This window comes from Streptomyces africanus, assembly GCF_030816955.1.
GTDB classification, from domain to species: domain Bacteria; phylum Actinomycetota; class Actinomycetes; order Streptomycetales; family Streptomycetaceae; genus Streptomyces; species Streptomyces africanus.
In genome coordinates this window covers 2,762,351-2,784,109 of sequence record NZ_JAUSYP010000001.1, presented here as the reverse complement: position 1 = coordinate 2,784,109, position 21,759 = coordinate 2,762,351, and the positions used below count along the sequence as shown (strand labels likewise).

Sequence of the window (21,759 nt, the reverse complement as noted above, 5' to 3'; positions counted from 1 at the left end):
GCTAGGCCCACTTGGCCTGGAGGAGGTTGATGCCCGGGTAGGCCTGGGCCCTTATGCCGCTGAGCCGCTTCGGGTCCCAGGCCGTCATCAGCTCGTTGTGGACGACCGGGTAGAGCACGGCCTGTTCGGCGACGACGTCGACGTAGTCCTGGACCATCGCCTTCTTCTTCTCCGGGTCCGGCTCCCGGGTGGCCCGGTCCATGTCCCTGAAGAGCGCCTTGGCGACGGGGTCGCCGGCCCACCGCGTGTACTGCATCCACAGGTTCTCGGGCCCGTAGTTGTAGTGCATGATCAGGTCGGCGTCGAGGCCGAACTGGTTGGGGTTGGAGGCGGCGGCGACGACCTGGTAGTCCTGCTTCTGGTCCATCTTCGTGAACACGGCCGTGGTCTCCTGCGGGGACAGGGTCGTCTTCACACCGATCGCGTCCCAGGACGCCTTGATGGTGGGCAGGCAGTCGACGATCCAGCTCACGTTCACCGCGAGGATGTCGATGCTCAGCCCCTTGACCCCGGCCTCCTTCAGCAGCGTCTTCGCCTTGTCCGGGTCGTAGTCGTACACGGTCTTCGCCCGGCGGTAGGACGGGTTGCTCTCGTCGAGGAAGGAACTCGACGGCTTGCCGTGCCCCTTGAGCGCCACCTCCACCATCTTCTCGGTGTCGATGGCGTAGTGCAGGGCCTGACGCACGCGCACGTCGTCGAAGGGCTTGTGCCGGGTGTTGAACATCAGGAACAGGTTGTTCATCCCGGCTCCGCCGGCGACCGTCAGCCCGCCGCTCTCCAACTGCGCGATGTTGGCGTACGGGATGTTGTCCGCGATCTGCGCGCCCGCGCTCGCCCCCGAGATCTTCGCGACGCGGGGTGCCGCGTCCACGATCGTCAGCCAGTTCATCTTCCGGAAGGCCGGCTTGCGCGGGCCGTTGTATCCGTCGAAGGCCTCGAAGGTCGTGTTCGACTTCGGGTGGTGAGCGGTCTGCCGGTACGGCCCCGAGCCGATCGCCTTGCCCTTGATGGCGTCGTCCCACGCGCCGGGCTTGGAGAACACGTGCTTCGGCATGATCTTGGCGAGGGTCAGCCGCGCGAGCCCGTCCGGGAACGGGAACTTGAGCACCAGCTCCACGGTCCGCGCGTCGATCTTCCGGACCTCCTTCAGCCAGCTCGCGAAGAAGCCCTTGGCGAGGGTCTGGGTGCCCGGGTCGAGGATCCGCTCGAAGACGAAGACCACGTCGTCGGCGGTCACCGGCTTGCCGTCGTGGAATGTGGCCCCCTCCCGCAGCGTGAACCTCCAGGACGTGCCGCCCGGGTCCTCCGGCACCTCGGTCGCCAGGGCCGCGTACGGCTCGCGGGAGATCGGGTCGGTGTCCAGCAGGCCCTCGTAGATGTGATGGTTCGCGGCCATGCAGAACGCGGACGCCGTCTGGGTGGGGTCCCAGCTGCCGTCGTTGCCGTAGCCGATCACGGCGGTCAGCGTCCGGTTCGCCCCGCTGCCGCCGCCACCGGTGTCGTTGGTGGACTCCGGCCCGGCCGAACAGGCCGACAGCGACGCGGAGACGGCGGCGGCCGCGCCCAGCACGCCGGTGTACTTCAGGAACGTCCGGCGGTGCGGCGCCGGCACGTCGTGGGTCACGTCGCGCACGGGGTCCTCCAGCGAGAGGTCTGGAAAGGAGAAGGGGGAGGGTGAGCAGCGGAGATACGACGTCCTACGTCCGGCGGTCAGCGCGACCATAGGAGGGGCCGTGGGGGCGGTCAAGGGATCGCGCACGAATGGCGTATCTGCCACAGGTGGGACCAATGGCACTGCCCTGGCAGGTGAGTTGACGGCACATCAGGGCAGGCATGATGAGGGGCGTGACTGAGTTGTGGACCGAGAGTGGCGCCGGCGTCCTGAGACTGCCGTCCGGCCGGCTGGTGCGGGGGCGAGGTCTGCGCCACCCCATGGACCCCGGCGCACCCCTTCCCTCCTACGGCGTCTACCTGCTCGGCCGGCAGCCGCCCGAGGTCCCCTGGGAGGCGTGCTGGATCCGCTGGCCCGACTTCCGCCTCCCGTCGGACCGGCCGGCCGCCCGCGAGGTGCTGGCCGACGCCTGGGAGCGGGCCGCCGGGGAGCGCGTGGAGATCGCCTGCGGCGGAGGACGCGGCCGCACGGGCACGGCCCTGGCCTGCCTCGCGGTCCTGGACGGCGTACCCGCCGAGGAGGCGGTGGCGTACGTGCGCCGGCACTACGACCGGCATGCGGTGGAAACGCCTTGGCAGCGGCGGTACGTACGCCGGTTCGGCGAGGGGTGAGCCCTTCCTTCGGCGCGGCGCCTCATACCTTGGTCGCCCCGCCGTAGACCGACGGCCGACAGCCGGGCCGGGCGTCCGCTCGGCACAGTGGACGGCATGGAAGAGACCAAGGGGATCAAGCAGGCGAAGAGCATCAGCCGGGCGCAGTTCCTGGCCGGGGCGGCGGCGGTGGGGGTCGCCGGGGCGCTGGGGCCGGCGGGACAGGGCCGGGCGGCGGAGCCCCGGCACGGCAGGGGGTTGCGCCGGCGGGGCGTCGTCTACACGGTCGGGGAGGGCGAGACGCCGGGGACCGCGTGGAACGCCCGCCGGATGCGGGCCGATGTCCGGGCCATCCGGGACGACCTGCACGCCGACACCATCGACGTCACCGGCGACGGCGTCGAGCGGCTCACCGCCACCGCCGCCGAGGCCGCCGAACGCGGGCTGCACATCTGGCTGCAGCCGACGCTCGGCGACGCCCCGCAGCGGGACATCCTGGAGCACCTGGCCGAGACCGGCCGGTTCGCGGAACGGCTCCGCCGGCAGGGCGCCGGTGTCGACTTCAGCGTCGGCTGCGAGTTCTGGCTGTTCGTCCCCGGCATCCTGCCGGGCGAGACGGTCCTGGAGCGCATCAGGAACCTGCAGAACGGCACGGTCGACTGGCCCCGGGCGCAGCGCCGCCTCGCCGACTTCACGGCGAAGGCCGCGAAGACCGGCCGCTCCGTCTTCAAGGGCAACCTCAGCTACGCCGCCGCCCAGTCCATCGACGACCCGGACTGGAACCTCTTCGACATCGTCGGCATCGACTACTACTCGTACTTCCCCGAGCGCTCCGGGTACGTCCGGGAGCTGAAGCGGTACCTGCGGTGGGGAAAGCCGCTCGCCATCACCGAGTTCGGTACCTGCGCCTACGTCGGTGCCCCCGAGACCGCCGGCATGGGCTGGGACGTCGTCGACTACGACAAGGAGCCGCCGGAGATCAAGGGCGACCTGGTCCGCAGCGAGCGCGTCCAGGCCGACTACGTGGGCGAACTGCTGGACGTCTTCGAGTCGATGGGCCTGTACGCGGCGATGACCTTCGAGTTCCTCACCGCGGACGCCCCGCACCGCCCGGACGAACCCCGCCTCGACCTCGACATGGCGACGTACGCCCTCACGAAGGCGATCAAGGACCGCCCGGACGACCCCGCCTCCGGCTGGCACTGGGAGCCCAAGGAGGCGTTCCACGCGGTGGCCCGCCGGTACGGGGCGGCGGGCCACCGCGATCAGGGGTGAACGGCGCCCGGTAGCCGCAGCATGAAGACGTCGACCGGGTCCTGGGATTCGACCGTGAAGCCGTGACGTTCGTAGAGGCGGCGGGCCGGGCTGCCCTGGAGGACGTTCAGGCGGACGAGTGCGTCGTCCGCGTCGGTCCGGGTCAGCAGGGTGCGCAGGACCGCCGCTCCCAGGCCCCGGCCCTGGAGGGCCGGGGCGAGATAGAAGTGTTCCAGCCAGTGGCCGTTCTCGTCGGTCTCGGACGGGCGCAGGGCGACACTGCCCGCGAAGGCGCCGTCGGCCTCGATGACCGAGGTGTGCCGGGCGGAGAAGCCGTCGCGCAGGCGCTGTCTGACCCGGTGTTCGTCATAGCGGCCCAGACGCTCCAGGTCCGGGCGCATCACCACCGCCCGCAGTTCCGCTATCGGCTCGACATCCGCCGGCCCGGCCGGGCGCATGGTCCACGAGTGTTCCATGGAGCGGGATCGTAGGGTCGAAGAAATCCGCATACCGCTTTTTCGGCGATCTGCTTTTCGTCTTTGCCGAACCCCTTGTGCTGCCCCGCAGTTGTAGGGCACAGACCCTTCCCGAGTGTAGACGCGGAGCGTCACCGCAGAGATGCGAAGAGTGAAACTCCGAAAGGAGGGGGAGCACGGTGGAGGCACGACACTCGGCGCTCTGCGCCGAAGAAGCGGAGGATGCGGTGAAAGAATTGCGGGCAGAACTCGCCAGGACCGGAATTGTCCAGACGTCACTGGGGCTTCACCCGGTGAATCTTGTGCGGGAAGTACCCTGTCCGCTCGTGGAATCGGGCCGGTGTTCCGTTCGCGCCGCTCGGCGGCTCGCGGCGGTGCCGCGATGAAGCCCCCGGTCGGCGCGTACGTCGTGGACACCCGCAGCGGCCGCATCGGCATCGTCATGGGGCATGAGGGGCCCTACGTACAGCTGAGGCCGTACGGCGGCGGCAAGGAGTGGGACGCCGACCCCGGTGCCGTCCGGCACGCCACCCCCGCGGAGCGGCTGCGCGCGGCGACGGCGTACGCCAACGCCCGCAGCAGGGGTGAGGTCCCTTGACGCCATGACCCTGCGAGAATGGCGCCATGAGTCTGTTCCGCGACGACGGCATCGTGCTGCGCACCCAGAAGCTGGGTGAGGCGGACCGGATCATCACGCTGCTCACCCGCGGTCACGGACGGGTACGGGCGGTGGCCAGGGGTGTGCGCCGGACGAAGTCGAAGTTCGGTGCGCGCCTCGAACCCTTCTCCCACGTCGACGTGCAGTTCTTCGCCAAGGGCAGCGAGCTGGTCGGACGCGGGCTGCCGCTGTGCACGCAGAGCGAGACCATCGCGCCCTACGGGGGCGGGATCGTCAGCGACTACGCGCGGTACACCGCCGGGACCGCGATGCTGGAGACCGCCGAGCGGTTCACCGACCACGAGGGGGAGCCGGCCGTGCAGCAGTATCTGCTGCTCGTCGGCGGGCTGCGGACCCTCGCCCGCGGGGAGCACGCGCCGCATCTCGTGCTGGACGCGTTCCTGCTCCGCTCCCTCGCCGTCAACGGCTACGCCCCGAGCTTCACCGACTGCGCCAAGTGCGGCATGCCCGGGCCCAACCGGTTCTTCTCGGTCGCCTCGGGCGGTTCCGTCTGCGTGGACTGCCGGGTGCCCGGCAGCGTCGTACCCTCGCCGCAGGCCCTGGAACTCCTCGGCGCGCTGCTTACGGGAGACTGGGAGACCGCGGACGCCTGCGAGGCGCGGTACGTCCGGGAGGGCAGCGGGCTGGTGTCCGCGTATCTGCACTGGCACATGGAGCGCGGGCTGCGCTCCCTGCGCTACGTCGAGAAGTAAGCCCTACAGAAGTAAGCAAGCAAGCACGAGGAGCGAGAAACACATGGCCGTACGCGGGATCCTGGGGCGGCAGCGCCGGGAGTACAGGACGCCGGAGCCGCACCCGTCCGGCGCGCGGCCTCCGAAGCTCGGAGAGCTCGTACCGCAGCATGTGGCGATCGTCATGGACGGCAACGGGCGGTGGGCGAAGGAGCGGGGCCTGCCGCGCACCGAGGGCCACAAGGTCGGCGCCGAGCGGGTGCTCGACGTGCTCCAGGGCGCCATCGAGATGGGCGTGGGCGCCATCTCCCTGTACGCCTTCTCCACCGAGAACTGGAAGCGGTCGCCGGAAGAGGTGCGCTTCCTGATGAACTTCAACCGGGACTTCATCCGCAAGACCCGCGACCAGCTCGACGAGCTGGGCATCCGGGTGCGCTGGGTGGGCCGTATGCCCAAGCTCTGGCGCTCGGTCGCCAAGGAGCTCCAGATCGCCCAGGAGCAGACCAAGGACAACGACAAGCTCACGCTGTACTTCTGCATGAACTACGGCGGGCGCGCCGAGATCGCCGACGCGGCGCAGGCGCTCGCGGCCGATGTGAAGGCCGGGAAGCTCGATCCGTCGAAGGTCAACGAGAAGACCTTCGCGAAGTACATGTACTACCCGGACATGCCGGACGTGGACCTGTTCCTGCGCCCGAGCGGTGAGCAGCGCACCTCCAACTACCTGCTCTGGCAGAGCGCGTACGCCGAGATGGTCTTCCAGGACGTGCTCTGGCCGGACTTCGACCGCCGCGACCTGTGGCGGGCCTGCCTGGAGTTCGCCTCCCGGGACCGCCGCTTCGGCGGGGCCATCCCGAACGAGGAACTGCTGGCCATGGAGGGCAAGCAGCCGTAGGTCTCACCGGCCTCGCCCGGCCCGGCAGCCCCTCGAGTGGCAGCCGGGCCGCCCTGGTCCGCTACTTCGCCGCCGCCGCGCAGTCGGCGCACGTGCCGAAGATCTCCACCGTGTGGGCCACGTTCACGAAGCCGTGCTCGGCGGCGATCGCCTCCGCCCACTTCTCCACGGCCGGGCCCTCGACCTCGACGGCCTTGCCGCAGCCGCGGCACACCAGGTGGTGGTGATGGTCGTCGGTGGAGCAGCGGCGGTAGACGGACTCGCCGTCGGCGGTGCGCAGGACGTCGACCTCGCCGGCGTCGGCGAGGGACTGCAGGGTGCGGTAGACCGTGGTGAGCCCGACCGAGTCGCCCTTGTGCTTGAGCATGTCGTGCAGTTCCTGCGCGCTGCGGAACTCGTCGACCTCGTCCAGGGCCGCCGCCACGGCGGCACGCTGCCTGGTGGCGCGGCCCTTCACGGACGGTCCAGCGGTCGTCACCGTTGCCTCCTCACGTCTGCCTTGCCCGGGCCATTGTGCCAGCCCGGGGCGGGGGCGGTCAGACGCCGACTTCGTCGGATGCCTCCCGGGTGGCCGGAATCGCGCACTCGGCAGGGTCGTGGGCCGGATCCGCGGCGCTCCGGGCGCGGGCGCGGCGGCGGGCCAGAGGGGCCGCCAGCGCCGTCAGCACGACGAAGGCGCCGATGGTCAGCAGCACGATCGTCGCGCCGGGCGGCACGTCCTGGTAGTACGACGTGACGGTGCCGCCGATCGTCACACTCACGCCGATGGCCACGGCGATCACGAAGGTCGCGGCGAAGCTGCGGCCGATCTGCTGGGCGGCCGCGACGGGCACCACCATCAGCGCGCTGACCAGGAGCAGGCCGACCACGCGCATCGCCACCGTCACCGTGACGGCCGCGGTGATCGCCGTCAGCAGGTTCAGGGCCCGCACCGGCAGACCCGTCACCCGGGCGAACTCCTCGTCCTGGCTGACCGCGAACAGCTGCCGGCGCAGGCCGAGGGTGACCAGGACGACGAAGGCGGCCAGCACGCAGATCGCCGTGACGTCCGACTCCGACACCGTCGACAGGGAGCCGAAGAGGTACGACGTCAGATTGGCGTTGGAGCCCGTCGGCGCGAGGTTGATGAACATCACACCGCCGGCCATGCCGCCGTAGAACAGCATCGCGAGGGCGATGTCGCCGCGGGTCCGGCCGTACCAGCGGATCAGCTCCATGAGGACCGCGCCGATGACGGAGACGAGGGTCGCCATCCACACCGGGGACCAGGTCAGCAGGAAGCCGAGGCCGACGCCGGTCATCGCCACGTGCCCGATGCCGTCGCCCATCAGGGCCTGGCGGCGCTGGACCAGGTAGATCCCCACGGCGGGTGCCGTGATGCCGACCAGGACGGCGGCGAGCAGCGCCCGCTGCATGAAGGCGTAGTCGAGGAAGTCCATCAGCTCAGCAGTCCCGTGCGGATCGGTTCGGCGCCCGCGGGTGCGTGCGGGTGTACGTGGTCGTGGCCGGGCAGGGCGTGCTGCCCGACCGCCTTCGGGGGCGGTCCGTCGTGCACGACGCAGCCGTCGCGCAGGACGACCGCCCGGTCGATGAGGGGCTCCAGGGGGCCCAGTTCGTGCAGCACCAGCAGCACGGTCGTGCCCTGCGAGACCTGCTCGCGCAGCGTGTGCGCGAGCACCTCCTGGCTGGCCAGGTCGACCCCGGCCATCGGCTCGTCCATGATCAGCAGTTCCGGCTCGGAGGCCAGCGCCCGGGCGATCAGGACCCGCTGGTGCTGGCCGCCGGAGAGCGCGTTGACGGAGTCCTTGGCCCGGTCGGCCATGCCGACGAGCTCCAGGGCCTGCCGTACGGCCGTGTGGTCCGCCTTGCGCAGCACGCCGAAGCGGGCCCGGGACAGGCGGCCCGAGGAGACCACCTCGGTCACCGTGGCGGGCACACCGCCGGCGGCCGTGGTGCGCTGCGGGACATAGCCCACGCGGTGCCAGTCGCGGAACCGCCTGCGGTCCGTGCCGAACAGTTCGATCTCGCCGGCGCCGGTCTGCACCTGGCCGATGATGCTGCGCACGGCCGTGGACTTGCCGGAGCCGTTCGCGCCGAGCAGCGCGACGACCTCACCGTGGCGCACGGTGAGGTCGATGCCGCGCAGGACGGGGCGCGAGCCCAGGTCGGCGCGGACGCCGCGCAGGGATACGACGGGCTCGGTCATGCCGTCCTCCGATGGGTCGATCACTTGGCTCCCAGGGCCGCCTGAAGGCCCTTGAGGTTGGCTTCCATCACCTGGAAGTAGTCGTCGCCGCGGGACTTGTCGGTGATGCCCTCGAGCGGGTCGAGGACGTCCGTCTTCAGCTTCGCGTCCTGGGCCAGGGTCTTGGCGGTCTTGTCGGAGACCAGTGTCTCGTAGAAGACGGTGGTGACACCGTCGGCCTTGGCCTCCTGCTGGAGCTCCCTGACCCGGGCGGCGCTGGGCTCGCTCTCGGGGTCGAGGCCGGAGATGGCCTCCTGGGTGAGGCCGTAGCGCTCGGCGAGGTAGCCGAAGGCGGCGTGGTTGGTGAAGAAGACCTTGGTCCTGGTGTCCTTCAGACCGTTCTCGAACTTGCCGTTGAGGCCGTTCAGCTTCTGGACCAGGGCCGCGGTGTTCTTCTTGTAGTCGGCCGCGTGGTCGGGGTCCGCCTTCTCGAAGGCCTTGCCGACGCCCTGGGCGACCTCGGCGTACTTCACCGGGTCCAGCCAGATGTGGGGGTCGCGCGCGTGCTCTTCCTCCTCGGAGTGCCCCTCCTCGCCCTCGTGGGCGTGCTCGGTGCCGCCGTGGTCCTCCAGGGTGGTCAGGCCGGCCGCGTCGATCTTCGTCTTGATGCCGGTCTGCGAGACCGCCTCGTCGACGGCGGGCTGGAGGCCCTTGAGGTAGAGCGCCGCGTCGGCCTCTTCGAGCTGCGCCCGCTGCTTGGTGCTGATCTCCAGGTCGTGCGGCTCCTGGCCGGGCTCGGTCAGGCTGGTGACGTTCGCGTGGTCGCCGCCGATCTGCTCGGCGAGGAACGCCATCGGGTAGAACGACGCGACGACGTCGAACTTGTCCGTGTTGCCCGTCGCCGCGCTGTCGCTGGAGCAGGCGGAGAGGGCGCCGAGGCCGAGAGCGGTGGCCGCGCTGACCGCGGTGGCGGATATGAGGCGTCGTCGTACGTTCATGACACTCATTTTCAACAAATATGGAAACCGTTGTCAACAAACCAGCTGAGCGGGTTCCGGGGACGGGGTCTGGCGGTCGAGGGAGGGGGAGCGATTTGATTGAGGGGGCGCCCCCGCCGGTAACCTGAAGCATTCGCTGGAAGCAACTCGCTTCGTCGCCCGTCGTCGTAATGAAGAGAGCACCGTGGCCGCCGACAAGATCGACACCATCGTCAGCCTGAGCAAGCGCCGTGGCTTCGTATTCCCCTGTAGTGAGATCTACGGCGGTCAGCGCGCCGCTTGGGACTACGGCCCCCTGGGTGTCGAGCTCAAGGAGAACCTCAAGCGTCAGTGGTGGCGCTACATGGTGACGTCGCGCGAGGACGTCGTCGGTATCGACTCGTCCGTGATCCTGGCCCCCGAGGTCTGGGTCGCCTCCGGCCACGTCGCCACCTTCACGGACCCGCTGACCGAGTGCACCTCCTGCCACAAGCGGTTCCGCGCGGACCACCTGGAGGAGGCCTACGAGGCCAAGCACAACCGCCCGCCGGAGAACGGCCTGGCCGACGTCAACTGCCCCAACTGCGGCAACAAGGGCCAGTTCACGGAGCCCAAGCAGTTCTCGGGCCTGCTGTCCACGCACCTCGGCCCGACGCAGGACTCCGGCTCCATCGCCTACCTGCGGCCCGAGACCGCCCAGGGCATCTTCACCAACTTCTCCCAGGTGCAGACCACCTCCCGCCGCAAGCCGCCGTTCGGCATCGCCCAGATGGGCAAGTCCTTCCGCAACGAGATCACGCCCGGCAACTTCATCTTCCGCACCCGCGAGTTCGAGCAGATGGAGATGGAGTTCTTCGTCAAGCCGGGCGAGGACGAGAAGTGGCAGGAGTACTGGATGGAGCAGCGCTGGAACTGGTACACCGGTCTCGGCCTGCGTGAAGAGAACATGCGCTGGTACGAGCACCCCAAGGAGAAGCTCTCCCACTACTCCAAGCGCACCGCCGACATCGAGTACCGCTTCAACTTCGGCGGCAGCGAGTGGGGCGAGCTGGAGGGTGTCGCCAACCGCACGGACTACGACCTCGGCGCCCACTCCAAGGCCTCCGGCCAGGACCTCACCTACTTCGACCAGGAGGCCGGCGAGCGCTGGACCCCGTACGTCATCGAGCCCGCGGCCGGTGTCGGCCGCGCGATGCTGGCGTTCCTCCTGGACGCCTACATCGAGGACGAGGCGCCCAACGCCAAGGGCAAGATGGAGAAGCGCACGGTGCTGCGCCTCGACCCGCGCCTGTCCCCGGTGAAGGTCGCGGTGCTCCCGCTGTCCCGGAACCCGGAGCTGTCCCCGAAGGCCAAGGGCCTCGCCCAGGCGCTGCGCCAGAACTGGAACATCGAGTTCGACGACGCCGGCGCGATCGGCCGCCGCTACCGCCGCCAGGACGAGATCGGTACGCCGTTCTGCGTGACCGTCGACTTCGACACCCTGGAGGACAACGCGGTCACCGTCCGCGAGCGTGACTCCATGAAGCAGGAGCGCGTCTCCCTCGACCAGATCGAGGGCTACCTGGCGGCCCGCCTGATCGGCTGCTGATCGCCTCTTCCGCGCACGCCGGTGCCGGGTTCCTCCGCGGAGGAACCCGGCACCGGCGCGTTTCACGCCGTGCAGGGCCGACTGGTCCTTCATCACCGCTGCCGATTGGCCCTGTTTCCGGCAGCGGCGCGGCGCCAGGGTGAGCGCATGAGTATCGCCTTTCTGCTGACCACCCTCGTCGTCGTCGCCACGCCGGGCACCGGAGTCGTCTACACCCTCGCCGCCGCGCTCTCCCGGGGCCGGCGCGCGAGCATCGTCGCGGCCGTCGGGTGCACGCTCGGGACCGTGCCGCATCTGCTGGCCACGGTCACCGGGGTCGCCGCCCTGCTGCACGCCAGTGCGACCGCGTTCCAGGTGCTGAAGTACGCCGGGGTCGCCTACCTCCTGTACATGGCGTGGGCCACGGTGCGGGACAAGGAGGCGCTCGTGGTGGAGGAGCGGCGGGCGGCGCCGGTCTCCGCGCGGCGGGTGATCGTACGGGGTGTGCTGATCAACATCCTCAATCCCAAGCTGACGATCTTCTTCTTCGCGTTCCTGCCGCAGTTCGTGAGCCCCGGTGAGCCGCACGCGGTGGTGCGCATGGCGGCGCTCGGCGGGGTGTTCATGCTGGCGACCTTCGCCGTGTTCGCCGCGTACGGGGTGCTGGCCGCGTCGGTGCGCAGCCATGTGATCGGGCGGCCCCGGGTGATGGCGTGGCTGCGGCGGGGGTTCGCGGGGTCGTTCGTGGCGCTGGGGGCGAAGCTGGCGGTCACGGCGCGGTAGCCGGGGTCCGGGGTGGTGGTTCCGGGGCGTGCCGACCCGTATCGAATGACGGCTGACAGATATTGAAATCTGTCAGCTGTCATGCCACAGTGGACGGCATGACGATGCGAACCCGACCCCTCGGAACCACCGGCCCCCAGGTCTCCGCCCTCGGCCTCGGCTGCATGGGCATGTCCGCGCTGTACGGCGAGGCGGACCGGGCCGAGTCCGTCGCGACCCTCCACGCGGCGCTCGAAGCGGGCGTCACCCTGCTGGACACCGGCGACTTCTACGGCATGGGCCACAACGAGATGCTGATCGGCGAGGCCCTGCGCACGGCCCCCGCCGCCCGGCGTGAACAGGCCCTGGTCAGTGTGAAGTTCGGCGCCCTGCGCGGCCCGGACGGCGGCTGGTCCGGCTACGACGGCCGGCCCGCCGCCGTGCGGAACTTCGCCGCGTACTCCCTCCAGCGGCTCGGCGTCGACCACATCGACGTCTACCGCATCGCCCGCCTCGACCCCGACGTGCCGATCGAGGAGACGGTCGGCGCGATCGCGGAACTGGTCGAGAAGGGATACGTGCGGCACATCGGCCTCAGCGAGGTCGGCGCCGAGACGATCCGGCGGGCCGCCGCCACCGCGCCCGTCTCCGACCTCCAGATCGAGTATTCCCTCATCTCGCGCGGCATCGAGGACGAGATCCTCCCCACCACGCGCGAGCTGGGCATCGGCATCACGGCGTACGGCGTGCTCTCCCGGGGCCTGATCTCCGGCCACTTCACCGCCGACCGGCAGCTCGGCGCCGGCGACTTCCGGGCGATGTCCCCGCGCTTCCAGGGGGACAACCTCCGGCACAACCTGAACCTCGTCGAGGCGCTGCGGAAGATCGCCGAGCAGAAGGGCGTCAGCGTCGCGCAGATCGCCATCGCCTGGGTGCTCGCCCGTGGTGAGGACATCGTGCCCCTGGTCGGCGCCCGCCGCCGCGACCGGCTCACGGAGGCGCTGGGCGCGCTGGACGTCTCGCTGGAGGCGGCCGACCTGACCGCGATCGAGGAGGCCGTACCGCCCGGCGCCGCCGCCGGCGACCGCTACCCGGCGGCCCAGATGGCACACCTCGAGAGCTGAACCGGGCTGCGGGTACGGTCAGGGCATGGCACCGACCAGCGAGATCCTGACCGCCGAGCGCATCCTCGAGGCGACCGAGGAGGTGCTGCGCCGGCACGGCCCGGCCAAGGCCACCGTGGTGGACGTGGCCCGCGCGCTCGGCGTCAGCCACGGCAGCGTCTACCGCCACTTCCGCACCAAGGCGGCGCTGCGCGAGGCCGTCACCAAGCGCTGGCTGGACCGCACGTCCGGGGAACTGGCCGGGATCGTCGCCGCGGACCGCGACCCGGAGGCCCGGCTGCGGGACTGGCTCGCCACGCTGTTCGCCGCGAAGCGCCGCAAGGCGGGCGACGATCCGGAGCTGTTCGCCACGTACATGGTCCTCACCGGCGAGAACGGCACGGTGGTGCGCGAGCACATCGCCGACCTGACCGGCCAGCTGACCCGGATCGTCGAGGCGGGCGTCGAGTCCGGCGCCTTCGCCGCCGGCACCGACCCCGCGATGACCGCCCGCGCCCTCTTCCACGCCACGGGCCGCTTCCATGACCCGTGCTACGCCCGGGAGTGGGAAGAGCCCGGCATCGAGGCGGACTTCACGGCGGTCATGGACCTGCTGGTCCGGGCGCTGCGGGCCTGAGAGGACCGCCGTACCGGGTGCGCCCCGGCAGGGGGAGGCACAGGATGGGAAGGGAGGGGTGGGTCGCCGCGCGGGGGCGCTGAGAAGGAGATGGCGATCGTGGATCTCATACTGCGTCCGGGCACCGCGGACGATGCCGCGGAGTGCGGCAGGATCTGCTACGAGGCCTTCGCCGGTATCGCCGGGGAGCACGCGTTCCCACCCGACTTCCCGAGCCCCGACGTGGGTGTCGCGGTGATCGAGGGAGCCCTGACGCACCCGGGCTTCTACAGTGTCGTCGCCGAGCTCGACGGGCGGATCGTGGGCAGCAACTTCCTCGACGAACGCTCGGCCGTCGTCGGGGTGGGGCCCATCACCGTCGACCCCGGCGTGCAGAACGCGGGCGTGGGCCGCCGCCTGATGCGGGACGTGATGGAGCGGGCCGACGAGCGCGGGGCGCCGGGCATCCGGCTGTTGCAGACCGGCTACCACAACAGGTCGTTCTCGCTGTACGTGAGCCTCGGCTTCGTCCACCGGGCCACGGTGGCCTGTGTGCAGGGCCCGCCGATCGGGCGTCCGATGCCCGGCTACACGGTGCGGGAGGCCACGGACGCGGACCTCGGCGCCTGCAACGACGTGTGCCGGCAGGTCCACGGCGTCGACCGGGGCGGCGAGGTCGCCGACGGGCTCAAACAGGGCACCGCCCGGGTCGTGGAGCGCGCGGGACGCGTCACCGGGTACGCCACCGACCTCGCCTTCTTCGCGCACGCCGTCGGCGAGACCACCCCGGACCTCCAGGCCCTGATCGCGGCGGCCCCGCAGTTCGCGGGCCCGGGCATCCTCGTCCCCGTGCGCGACAGCGTGCTGCTGAGGTGGTGCCTGTCCAACGGCCTCAAGGTCGTGCAGCTGATGAGCCTGATGACCATCGGCCTGTACAACGAGCCCGACGGGGCGTACCTGCCCTCGATCCTCTACTAGGGCCGGCCCGTCCGGCCGATCATGCCGCCGTCGGGTCCACCGTCGCCTGGTGGGCCTCCGCCAGGTGTTCCTCGGCCTTCAGCCAGGGCAGGAACTGGGCGCCTCTGCGCCAGCCGCAGGTGTCGCATCTGATGGTGCGCTGCACGCCCGTGCGCCGCACCCGCACGACATGCTCCCGGCCGTGCTGGTCCCAGCGGCTGACCTTGCTGGTGTCGCTTTGCGCCATGACGTCTCCCGCGTCCAGGAATCCGGCGGATCCGGTCCGCTCGCAGCAAGGAGTGTGCTGCAAGACCAACATCAACAGGGTTTTCCCGGACGCGAGTTATCAGGCCGTGAGATACCTCAAGCGACCGTGCGCGGCAGCCGGAGACTCAGCAGGCCGGTCAGCACCACACCGGCGAGCTGCACCAGCAGCGTCGTGACCAGGGCGTCCCGCATGCCCATCCCCGGGACCAGGGACAGGAACAGCGTGCCCAGGGTGGCCACCCCGAGGGCCAGCGCCGACTGCTGAGTGGTGATCATCACGCCGCTGCCGACACCGGCGCGGGCGGGCGGCACCTCGGAGAGGATGACCCGGTAGATGACGGGGAGTTGCAGCGCCTGGCCCGCGCCGGCGACCGCCGCTCCGGGGAGCAGCTCGACGAAGCCGAGGTGCGGCCAGAAGCGCCAGGCGGCCAGTGCCATCAGCGCCAGGCCCAGGCCCTGGAGCGCGGCGCCCGCCGTCACGACCCGCGTGCCGTACCGGGCGACCAGTCGCGGGCCCAGCAGTGAGAAGACGAAGAACACCACCGCCAGCGGCGCGAGCGCCAGGCCCGCGGCGACCGGGTCGAGGCCGGCGCCCTGCTGCAACGCCACCGCGATCACGAACATGAAGCCGCTGAAGCCGATGGAGAAGGGCAGCACCAGCAGCAGTCCCCGGCGCAGGGAGACGAGCGCGAACAGACTCGGCGGCACCAGCGGCGTACGGCCCTCGCGGTCGGCCCGCCGCTCCACCAGGTAGAACGCCGCCGCCGTGAACGGGAACGCCACCAGCGACAGCCAGGTCCACAGCGGCCAGCCCGCCGCCCGGCCCTCGGTGAGCGGGACGAGCAGCGTGAGCAGCGAGGCCGCCAGCAGGACCGTGCCCGGGACGTCGACCGGCTCCGGGCGCGTGGAGCGGGTCTCGGGGACCGCCCGGGCGGCCAGGAACAGCCCGGCGAGGACGACCGGCACGTTGACGAGGAACACCGACCGCCAGCCGGTCCCCGCGATGTCGGCGGCCACCAGGACCCCGCCGAGGATCTGCCCGGCCACCATGGACAGCCCGGCGGTGGCGCCGTACAGGCCCATGGCCTTCGCCCGCCGGGGGCCGGTCGTGGTCGACTGGATGGTGGCCAGCACCTGCGGCAGCATCGCGGCGGCCGACGCGCCCTGTGCGACCCGGGCCGCGACCAGCGACCAGGCGCCGGGCGCCAGGCCGCACGCCAGCGAGGTCAGCCCGAAGGCCGCCATGCCGACGAGGAACAGCCGCCGCCGGCCGAACAGGTCACCGAGCCGTCCGCCGAGGACCAGCAGGACGGCGTACGACACCCCGTAGCCGGCGACGACGAGTTCGAGGACCGACTCGCTCGCGGCGAGGTCGGCGCCGATGGTGGGCAGGGCGACGTTCACGATGAAGAAGTCGATGAGCGGGAGTGCCGCGGCCAGCAGCACCGTGAACAGTCCGAGCCCGCCGAGCACGGGAGCCGGGGCGGCGGGGGAGCGGACGGGACGTGAAGTGAGGGATTCCGTGGTCACGTCATCAGCCTGCGGCGGCGCCCAGGCTGGTACCAGAGTGTCCTTATCCTGGTAGTAACACCACCTGGAAACAGGGTCCGGGTGGCGGCAGGCTGAAGGGTATGACGACCTTGGCGCAGGAGACAGCGGCCCACCCGCCCGAGGCACCCGGTGACGCGGACGTCCGGCGGCACGAGCTGGCGGCGTTCCTGCGCAGCCGCCGGGAGCGGATCGCCCCCGAGCAGGTCGGCCTGCCCCGGGGCCGCCGGCGCCGGACGCCGGGGCTGCGCCGAGAGGAGGTCGCCCAGCTCTCCGCGGTGGGCGTCACCTGGTACACGTGGCTGGAGCAGGCCCGGGACATCCAGGTCTCCGTCCAGGTCCTCGACGCCCTGGCCCGCGCGCTGCTGCTCGACCCCAGCGAGCGCGCCCACCTCTTCCGGCTGGCCGGGGCCGCCGACCCGACGCCGGCGACCACGTGCCCGTCGGTCACGCCGGCGATGCGGGCGGTGCTGGAGCAGGTCGAGCCGTTCCCGGCGTGCCTGCAGAACAGCCGGTACGACATCCTCGCCCACAACCGCACGTACGGGCTGCTGCTGTGCGACCTGGACGCGGTGCCGCCCGAGGACCGCAACTGCATGGTCCTGTCCTACACGCACGCCGAGTGGCAGTCGTCGATCGTGCACCTGGAGGAGACGCAGCGGCTGATGGCCGCGCGCTTCCGGGCCGCGATGGCCGGCCATCTCGCCGAGCCCGCCTGGACGATGCTCCTGAAGCGCCTGCGCACGGAGTCCCCCGCCTTCCGCGCGGCCTGGGACCGCCACGAGGTCGTCGCCCACCGCACCAAGCGCAAGGAGTTCCTCAACCACCACGTCGGCCGCATCACCGTCGACCACACGGACTTCTGGCTGACGCCGGGGACAGGCCCGCGGATCGTCACGTACGTCCCGGCCGACCAGGAGTCCCGGGACCGCCTGGAGCAGCTCCGATCCATAGCGCTGAGCAGAGAAACCGACCGCCAGGGGCGCGGGGAACTGCGCGAGCAGCCCCAACTCACCCGCGGCTAGTCACGCTCCGCAGTCACCGCCACATCCCGCACCTCCGCAGACTCCAGCCTTTCAGCCGTCCGCTCGGCAGTCCCCCGAGCCCACCGCCCACTGCTCACCGCCCCCAGCACCAGCACCGCGAACCCGCACGCCGCGATGATCCACCAGCCCGGCCGCGCGGCCGGCACGAACATCTCGCGGTACGAGGACGCGCCCACGCCGGAGGCGAGCACCGCGCCCACCACCGCGACGCCGAGCGTCTGGCCGAGCTGACGGCTCGTCGAGGCGACGGCCGCGGCGACGCCCGCCTGGGCGCGCGGCATGCCGGAGACCGCCGTGTTGGTGATCGGCGCGTTGACGAAGCCGAAGCCGATGCCGAACAGGACGTACCCCGCGACGAGGGTGGCGTCGGAGGTCTCGGCCTCGAACGCGGCGAAGAGGATGCCGCTGACCGTCATCGCGCAGCCCGCGATCAGCAGCGGCACACGCGGGCCCCGGCTGCCGACCAGGCGGCCGGAGAGCGGGGCGCACAGGAAGGTCGGGGCCGCCATCGGCAGCATCCACAGACCCGCCTCCAGGGCGTTCAGGCCGCGGACGTTCTGCAGGTACAGCGTGGACAGGAACAGGAAGCCGCCGAGTGCGGCGAACGCGCTGATCGCGATGACCGTGGCTCCGCTGAACGGCGCCGAGCGGAAGAAGCGCAGGTCGATCAACGGCTGCGCGCGGCGCGGTTCGTACCACAGCAGTCCGGCCAGCGCGGCCAGGGCGACAGCGGCCGGCAGGGCCGTGGAGGTGAACGGCGTGCTCGGCGCCTCGATGATCGCGTACGTGAGCGTGCCGAACAGCGCGATCACCAGGAGCTGCCCGACCGGGTCCGGGCGGCGGGCCTTGGGGGCTCGGGACTCGGGGACGAAGCGCAGGGTGAGCAGCAGTGCCGCCAGGCCCACCGGCAGGTTGATCCAGAAGATCGAGCGCCAGCCGACCGACTCGACCAGGAGGCCCCCGACCAGCGGGCCGGCGGCCATGGATATGCCGACGACCGCGCCCCACACGCCGATCGCCCGGGCCCGCTCGCGCGGGTCGGTGAAGGTGTTGGTGATGATCGACATGGCGACCGGGTTCAGCATCGAACCGCCCACCGCCTGCACCATCCGGAACGCGACCAGCGCTTCGAGGTTCGGCGCGAGGGAACACAGCACCGAGCCGAGGGTGAAGACCACCAGGCCCGCCATGAAGACCCGCTTGCGGCCGATCCGGTCGGCCGTGGAGCCCGCGAGCATCAGCAGCGAGGCCAGGACCAGCGTGTAGGCGTCGATCGTCCACTGGAGGCCGGACGTGCTCGCGTGCAGGTCCTGTTGCATCGACGGCAGGGCCACGTTCAGGACCGTGTTGTCCAGGCTCACGATCAGCAGGCTCATGCAGCAGATCGCGAGCACCAGCATGCGGCGGCGGGGGCTGAGCTCGGGCATGGGCGCCATCGTACGCCGATTTCGATAGTGTGCCTAACTAATGAATTTTGCCATCTCATTGCACGGCACAATGGAGGAATGTCCACGCCCCTGCAGATCGGTCCGCACACCGTCCAGCCCCCCGTCGTCCTGGCCCCCATGGCCGGGATCACCAACGCGCCGTTCCGCACCCTGTGCAGAGAGTTCAGCGGCGGCAAGGGCCTGTTCGTCAGCGAGATGATCACCACCAGGGCGCTGGTCGAGCGCAACGAGAAGACCATGCAGCTCATTCACTTCGACGCGAGTGAGCGCCCCCGGTCCATCCAGCTGTACGGCGTGGACCCGGCGACCGTCGGCAAGGCCGTCCGCATGATCGCGGAGGAGGACCTCGCCGACCACATCGACCTGAACTTCGGCTGCCCGGTGCCGAAGGTGACCCGCAAGGGCGGCGGCTCCGCGCTCCCGTACAAGCGGAACCTGCTGCGGGCCATCCTGCGCGAGGCGGTCAGCGGCGCCGGCGAGCTGCCGGTGACGATGAAGATGCGCAAGGGCATCGACGACGACCACATCACCTTCCTCGACGCCGGCCGGATCGCCGTCGAGGAGGGCGTCACCGCCATCGCCCTGCACGGCCGCACCGCCGCCCAGCACTACGGCGGCACCGCCGACTGGGACGCCATCGCCCGGCTGAAGGAGCACGTGCCGGAGATCCCCGTGCTCGGCAACGGCGACATCTGGTCGGCCGAGGACGCGCTGCGGATGGTGCGGGAGACCGGCTGCGACGGAGTGGTCGTGGGGCGCGGGTGCCTCGGACGGCCCTGGCTGTTCGCGGACCTCGTCGCGGCTTTCGAGGGGCGCTCCCAGGACATCGCACGGCCCACCCTGAGGGAAGTCGCCGACGTCATGGTCCGGCACGCCACCCTGCTCGGCGAGTGGATCGGGGACGAGTCGCGGGGCGTGATCGACTTCCGCAAGCACGTCGCCTGGTACCTCAAGGGCTTCGCGGTCGGCTCCGAGATGCGCAAGCGGCTCGCGATCACCTCGTCGCTCGAAGAGCTGCGGGCCGGCCTCGACGAGCTGGACCTCGACCAGCCCTGGCCCGTCGGCGCCGACGGGCCCCGGGGCCGTACGTCCGGCAACAACCGGGTGGTGCTGCCGGACGGCTGGCTCAAGGACCCGTACGACTGCGCGGGCATCGGCGAGGACGCGGAGCTGGACACCTCCGGCGGCTGATCAGCCGCCCGAGGGATGCGGTGTGGAGCCGAACGCCGTGAGGAAGCGGTCGCGGAACGCGCTCATCTTCCAGACGGGGGCGTCGCGGTCGGGCTTCAGGCCTTCCGTCCAGTTCCAGTCGGCGACCTTGTCGAGGACCTCCCGGTCCTTCGCGACGATCGACACCGGCACGTCCCGGCTGGCGCGGTCGCCGCTGACCCGGGCGATGGGCTGGTGGTCGCCGAGGAAGACCAGGACGGTCTCGTCGGTGCCGTAGCGCTCCAGCCACTGGGTGAGGCTGGTGACCGAGTACTGGATGGACCTGCCGTACTCCTGCCGGGACTTGGTGGTGTCGGTGATGATGTCGGCGGCCTTCTTGCCGGACTTCTGGATGGCGTCGAAGACCGAGCCGTCGCCCAGTTCGTCCCAGCCGACCGTCTTCGGGATGGGCGCCCAGGGCTGGTGACTGGAGGTCAGGATGACGAACGACATCAGCGGCTTGTCGCGCTTCTTTCCGTGCACCCGGCGCTGGAACGCCTCCAGCGCGTACTGGTCGGGCATCGTCGACCAGCTGAACTTCGGGCCCTTGTAGCCCAGGTCGAAGGCGTCGTAGAGCTTGTCGAGGCCGTACCACTTCTCCTCCGGCCAGCCCTTCTGCACGCCCGGCATCACACCGACCGTGTCCCAGGCGCCGGTCTTCTGGAACGCCTTGGTGAGGGTGAGGTGATCCCCTGCGGTGACCGTGCGGTAGCGGCGCTGGTTGTCGATCCACAGGCCCGACATGGTCGTGGAGTGGCCGAGCCAGCTGCTGCCGCCGTAGGTCGCCGAGGTCAGCCAGCCGCTGCGGGCGTGGAAGCCGGCCTTCGCCAGGGCCTCGGTGCTCGTGTCGAGGGTGCGGTCGACGCCGGGGGCCATGATCGGGTCCTCGACGGCGCTGCGGCCGTAGCTCTCGATGAACGTGAAGATCACGTCCTTGCCGCGCAGGTCGGGGAGGAGCTGGCCGGGCGGGGTGTTGCCGAAGGTGTCCGCCTTCGACTCCTGCACGAACGCCGCCTCGTCCCGCAGCGACTCCACCGTCCGCTGCGCGTGCACCCGCAGGGCCCCGGCCCCGCGCTCGGAGGCGATCGGACCGCCGAACAGCGTCAGGCCCAGCGCGGAGCAGGTGACCCAGGCGGTACCGGCGAGCAGGGCGCCCTTGGTCGCCCGGGGCCGGTGGCGGGCCAGCACGTCGCTGAGCCGGATCGTCGCGGCGACCATGACGGCCGCCACGAGCAGGACGAGTACGACCGCCCCGACGGCGGCGGCGGTCGCGACACCCCCGCCCAGCGTGTCCTCGACGTAAGCCTGCGCGTCCGGGAGCAGGTCCCAGTCCAGCGCGGCGTTGAAGCCCCGGCCCAGGTACTCGTTGAACCCCATGTCGAGCAGGTTCACCGTGGTCAGCGCGGTGAGACCGAGCCCGTACAGCACCGCCGCCACCAGCCGGGGCCGGCGCGGCAGCACCAGCGTCACGACGGCCCCGGCGACCGCCTCCGCCGGGATCCGCGCGAAGCGGTCCGGCTCGACGGCGGGGAGGGTGTTGGGCAGGAGCAGGGCCCCGAGCACCAGGGCGGCGGCGAGGGCGGTGGTGGTCAGACGGAGGGCGCGGGCGGCCCGGGGATGACGGGTGCGCCAGGCGCGGAGGTGCGCGAGCCGGGATCCGGGGGCGGGAGCCCCCACCTCCGCGGTGACGACCTCCGCCCTCTCCTCACGCTCCGTCCCGGACTCGTCCCCCGGGATGTCCGGCTGTGATGACTGGCGGAAGCGTGTGAAGACAGGCACCCGAAGGTCCTTCCCGTACGAAACCCGGCGAGGTGGCGGACCCGCGTGGGGGTACGGG

The 21,759-nt window shown here is 71.0% G+C and carries 22 protein-coding genes; 12 read left to right on the top strand and 10 right to left on the bottom strand.

From position 1 onward, the window contains the following. Position 1: 1 nt before the first annotated feature. Positions 2 to 1,633 (bottom strand): ABC transporter substrate-binding protein, encoded by a 1,632-nt coding sequence (locus QF034_RS12915; protein WP_307175097.1) that lies wholly within the window; start codon positions 1,631 to 1,633, stop codon positions 2 to 4. A 203-nt stretch (positions 1,634 to 1,836) separates the two neighbouring features. Here QF034_RS12915 and QF034_RS12910 point away from each other — a divergent pair, with 203 nt between their 5' ends. Beyond that, positions 1,837 to 2,283, top strand: coding sequence for a protein-tyrosine phosphatase family protein (locus QF034_RS12910; RefSeq protein ID WP_307175096.1), 447 nt, complete (start codon positions 1,837 to 1,839; stop codon positions 2,281 to 2,283). A 96-nt stretch (positions 2,284 to 2,379) separates the two neighbouring features. Next, entirely contained in the window at positions 2,380 to 3,537 is a 1,158-nt protein-coding gene (locus QF034_RS12905; protein WP_307175095.1) for a glycoside hydrolase family 113 protein, read from the top strand. On the opposite strand, the gene QF034_RS12900 is transcribed toward QF034_RS12905, so the two are convergent. Continuing rightward, positions 3,528 to 3,974 (bottom strand): GNAT family N-acetyltransferase, encoded by a 447-nt coding sequence (locus QF034_RS12900; RefSeq protein ID WP_370880941.1) that lies wholly within the window; start codon positions 3,972 to 3,974, stop codon positions 3,528 to 3,530. The genes QF034_RS12905 and QF034_RS12900 overlap by 10 nt on opposite strands. Positions 3,975 to 4,374: 400 nt before the next feature. Here QF034_RS12900 and QF034_RS12890 point away from each other — a divergent pair, with 400 nt between their 5' ends. Genes QF034_RS12890 through QF034_RS12880 form a run of 3 tightly spaced genes read left to right on the top strand, consistent with a single transcriptional unit; the run spans position 4,375 to position 6,237 of the window. Further along, on the top strand, positions 4,375 to 4,590 hold the full coding sequence (locus tag QF034_RS12890; RefSeq protein ID WP_086599578.1) for a hypothetical protein: 216 nt from the start codon (positions 4,375 to 4,377) through the stop codon (positions 4,588 to 4,590). Positions 4,591 to 4,616: 26 nt separating this feature from the next. Next, complete coding sequence (gene recO / locus QF034_RS12885) at positions 4,617 to 5,363, top strand: DNA repair protein RecO (RefSeq protein ID WP_020273157.1); 747 nt, start codon at positions 4,617 to 4,619, stop codon at positions 5,361 to 5,363. Between the two features lie 43 nt (positions 5,364 to 5,406). Then, positions 5,407 to 6,237, top strand: coding sequence for an isoprenyl transferase (locus tag QF034_RS12880; protein WP_307175092.1), 831 nt, complete (start codon positions 5,407 to 5,409; stop codon positions 6,235 to 6,237). Positions 6,238 to 6,298: 61 nt separating this feature from the next. On the opposite strand, the gene QF034_RS12875 is transcribed toward QF034_RS12880, so the two are convergent. Genes QF034_RS12875 through QF034_RS12860 form a run of 4 tightly spaced genes read right to left on the bottom strand, consistent with a single transcriptional unit; the run spans position 6,299 to position 9,420 of the window. Further along, entirely contained in the window at positions 6,299 to 6,715 is a 417-nt protein-coding gene (locus tag QF034_RS12875; RefSeq protein WP_086559064.1) for a Fur family transcriptional regulator, read from the bottom strand. 58 nt (positions 6,716 to 6,773) lie between these two features. Further along, complete coding sequence (locus QF034_RS12870) at positions 6,774 to 7,676, bottom strand: metal ABC transporter permease (RefSeq protein ID WP_307175091.1); 903 nt, start codon at positions 7,674 to 7,676, stop codon at positions 6,774 to 6,776. Further along, complete coding sequence (locus tag QF034_RS12865; protein ID WP_307175090.1) at positions 7,676 to 8,443, bottom strand: metal ABC transporter ATP-binding protein; 768 nt, start codon at positions 8,441 to 8,443, stop codon at positions 7,676 to 7,678. The genes QF034_RS12870 and QF034_RS12865 overlap by 1 nt, the downstream gene beginning before the upstream one ends. 20 nt (positions 8,444 to 8,463) lie before the next feature. Further along, positions 8,464 to 9,420 carry a metal ABC transporter substrate-binding protein gene (locus tag QF034_RS12860; protein ID WP_307175089.1) on the bottom strand — a complete coding sequence of 319 codons (957 nt, stop codon included), beginning with the start codon at positions 9,418 to 9,420 and terminating at the stop codon, positions 8,464 to 8,466. 184 nt (positions 9,421 to 9,604) lie between these two features. On the opposite strand from QF034_RS12860, the gene QF034_RS12855 reads away from it, so the two are divergent. From QF034_RS12855 to QF034_RS12835, 5 genes are all read left to right on the top strand, one after another. After that, on the top strand, positions 9,605 to 10,987 hold the full coding sequence (locus QF034_RS12855) for a glycine--tRNA ligase (protein ID WP_307175088.1): 1,383 nt from the start codon (positions 9,605 to 9,607) through the stop codon (positions 10,985 to 10,987). Between the two features lie 147 nt (positions 10,988 to 11,134). Continuing rightward, positions 11,135 to 11,749: a LysE family translocator gene (locus QF034_RS12850; protein ID WP_307175087.1), complete on the top strand. Its 615-nt coding sequence runs from the start codon at positions 11,135 to 11,137 to the stop codon at positions 11,747 to 11,749. 98 nt (positions 11,750 to 11,847) lie between these two features. After that, complete coding sequence (locus QF034_RS12845; RefSeq protein WP_307175086.1) at positions 11,848 to 12,852, top strand: aldo/keto reductase; 1,005 nt, start codon at positions 11,848 to 11,850, stop codon at positions 12,850 to 12,852. A gap of 25 nt (positions 12,853 to 12,877) precedes the next feature. Continuing rightward, on the top strand, positions 12,878 to 13,468 hold the full coding sequence (locus tag QF034_RS12840; RefSeq protein WP_307175085.1) for a TetR/AcrR family transcriptional regulator: 591 nt from the start codon (positions 12,878 to 12,880) through the stop codon (positions 13,466 to 13,468). Positions 13,469 to 13,558: 90 nt separating this feature from the next. Continuing rightward, positions 13,559 to 14,425 carry a GNAT family N-acetyltransferase gene (locus QF034_RS12835; RefSeq protein WP_307175084.1) on the top strand — a complete coding sequence of 289 codons (867 nt, stop codon included), beginning with the start codon at positions 13,559 to 13,561 and terminating at the stop codon, positions 14,423 to 14,425. 19 nt (positions 14,426 to 14,444) lie between these two features. Here QF034_RS12835 and QF034_RS12830 read toward each other — a convergent pair whose 3' ends face one another. Together QF034_RS12830 and QF034_RS12825 are read right to left on the bottom strand one after the other, a co-directional pair. Continuing rightward, positions 14,445 to 14,651, bottom strand: coding sequence for a hypothetical protein (locus tag QF034_RS12830; protein ID WP_037669683.1), 207 nt, complete (start codon positions 14,649 to 14,651; stop codon positions 14,445 to 14,447). 116 nt (positions 14,652 to 14,767) lie between these two features. After that, positions 14,768 to 16,201 (bottom strand): MFS transporter, encoded by a 1,434-nt coding sequence (locus QF034_RS12825; protein ID WP_307175083.1) that lies wholly within the window; start codon positions 16,199 to 16,201, stop codon positions 14,768 to 14,770. Positions 16,202 to 16,302: 101 nt separating this feature from the next. On the opposite strand from QF034_RS12825, the gene QF034_RS12820 reads away from it, so the two are divergent. Continuing rightward, positions 16,303 to 17,244: an MmyB family transcriptional regulator gene (locus tag QF034_RS12820; RefSeq protein WP_307175082.1), complete on the top strand. Its 942-nt coding sequence runs from the start codon at positions 16,303 to 16,305 to the stop codon at positions 17,242 to 17,244. Here the strand turns inward: QF034_RS12820 and QF034_RS12815 are convergent. Then, the gene (locus QF034_RS12815; RefSeq protein ID WP_307175081.1) at positions 17,241 to 18,692 is read right to left on the bottom strand and encodes an MFS transporter; all 1,452 of its coding nucleotides are present in this window, start codon (positions 18,690 to 18,692) and stop codon (positions 17,241 to 17,243) included. The genes QF034_RS12820 and QF034_RS12815 overlap by 4 nt on opposite strands. Before the next feature lie 78 nt (positions 18,693 to 18,770). On the opposite strand from QF034_RS12815, the gene dusB reads away from it, so the two are divergent. After that, entirely contained in the window at positions 18,771 to 19,904 is a 1,134-nt protein-coding gene (dusB, locus tag QF034_RS12810; RefSeq protein ID WP_307175080.1) for a tRNA dihydrouridine synthase DusB, read from the top strand. Here dusB and QF034_RS12805 read toward each other — a convergent pair whose 3' ends face one another. Next, positions 19,905 to 21,701 carry an alkaline phosphatase family protein gene (locus QF034_RS12805; protein WP_307175079.1) on the bottom strand — a complete coding sequence of 599 codons (1,797 nt, stop codon included), beginning with the start codon at positions 21,699 to 21,701 and terminating at the stop codon, positions 19,905 to 19,907. It abuts the gene before it with no gap. Positions 21,702 to 21,759: the final 58 nt, after the last annotated feature.

Bases quoted from the DNA above. Each gene is read 5' to 3' on its own strand.
- QF034_RS12860 (WP_307175089.1), bottom strand. From the start codon at position 9,420: ATGAACGTACGACGACGCCTCATATCCGCCACCGCGGTCAGCGCGGCC.
- QF034_RS12850 (WP_307175087.1), top strand. From the start codon at position 11,135: ATGAGTATCGCCTTTCTGCTGACCACCCTCGTCGTCGTCGCCACGCCG.
- QF034_RS12910 (WP_307175096.1), top strand. From the start codon at position 1,837: ATGAGGGGCGTGACTGAGTTGTGGACCGAGAGTGGCGCCGGCGTCCTG.
- QF034_RS12830 (WP_037669683.1), bottom strand. From the start codon at position 14,651: ATGGCGCAAAGCGACACCAGCAAGGTCAGCCGCTGGGACCAGCACGGC.
- QF034_RS12820 (WP_307175082.1), top strand. From the start codon at position 16,303: ATGACGACCTTGGCGCAGGAGACAGCGGCCCACCCGCCCGAGGCACCC.
- recO (WP_020273157.1), top strand. From the start codon at position 4,617: ATGAGTCTGTTCCGCGACGACGGCATCGTGCTGCGCACCCAGAAGCTG.
- QF034_RS12900 (WP_370880941.1), bottom strand. From the start codon at position 3,974: ATGCGCCCGGCCGGGCCGGCGGATGTCGAGCCGATAGCGGAACTGCGG.
- dusB (WP_307175080.1), top strand. From the start codon at position 18,771: ATGTCCACGCCCCTGCAGATCGGTCCGCACACCGTCCAGCCCCCCGTC.
- QF034_RS12865 (WP_307175090.1), bottom strand. From the start codon at position 8,443: ATGACCGAGCCCGTCGTATCCCTGCGCGGCGTCCGCGCCGACCTGGGC.
- QF034_RS12835 (WP_307175084.1), top strand. From the start codon at position 13,559: ATGGCGATCGTGGATCTCATACTGCGTCCGGGCACCGCGGACGATGCC.
- QF034_RS12815 (WP_307175081.1), bottom strand. From the start codon at position 18,692: ATGCCCGAGCTCAGCCCCCGCCGCCGCATGCTGGTGCTCGCGATCTGC.
- QF034_RS12840 (WP_307175085.1), top strand. From the start codon at position 12,878: ATGGCACCGACCAGCGAGATCCTGACCGCCGAGCGCATCCTCGAGGCG.
- QF034_RS12870 (WP_307175091.1), bottom strand. From the start codon at position 7,676: ATGGACTTCCTCGACTACGCCTTCATGCAGCGGGCGCTGCTCGCCGCC.
- QF034_RS12845 (WP_307175086.1), top strand. From the start codon at position 11,848: ATGACGATGCGAACCCGACCCCTCGGAACCACCGGCCCCCAGGTCTCC.
- QF034_RS12880 (WP_307175092.1), top strand. From the start codon at position 5,407: ATGGCCGTACGCGGGATCCTGGGGCGGCAGCGCCGGGAGTACAGGACG.
- QF034_RS12890 (WP_086599578.1), top strand. From the start codon at position 4,375: ATGAAGCCCCCGGTCGGCGCGTACGTCGTGGACACCCGCAGCGGCCGC.
- QF034_RS12905 (WP_307175095.1), top strand. From the start codon at position 2,380: ATGGAAGAGACCAAGGGGATCAAGCAGGCGAAGAGCATCAGCCGGGCG.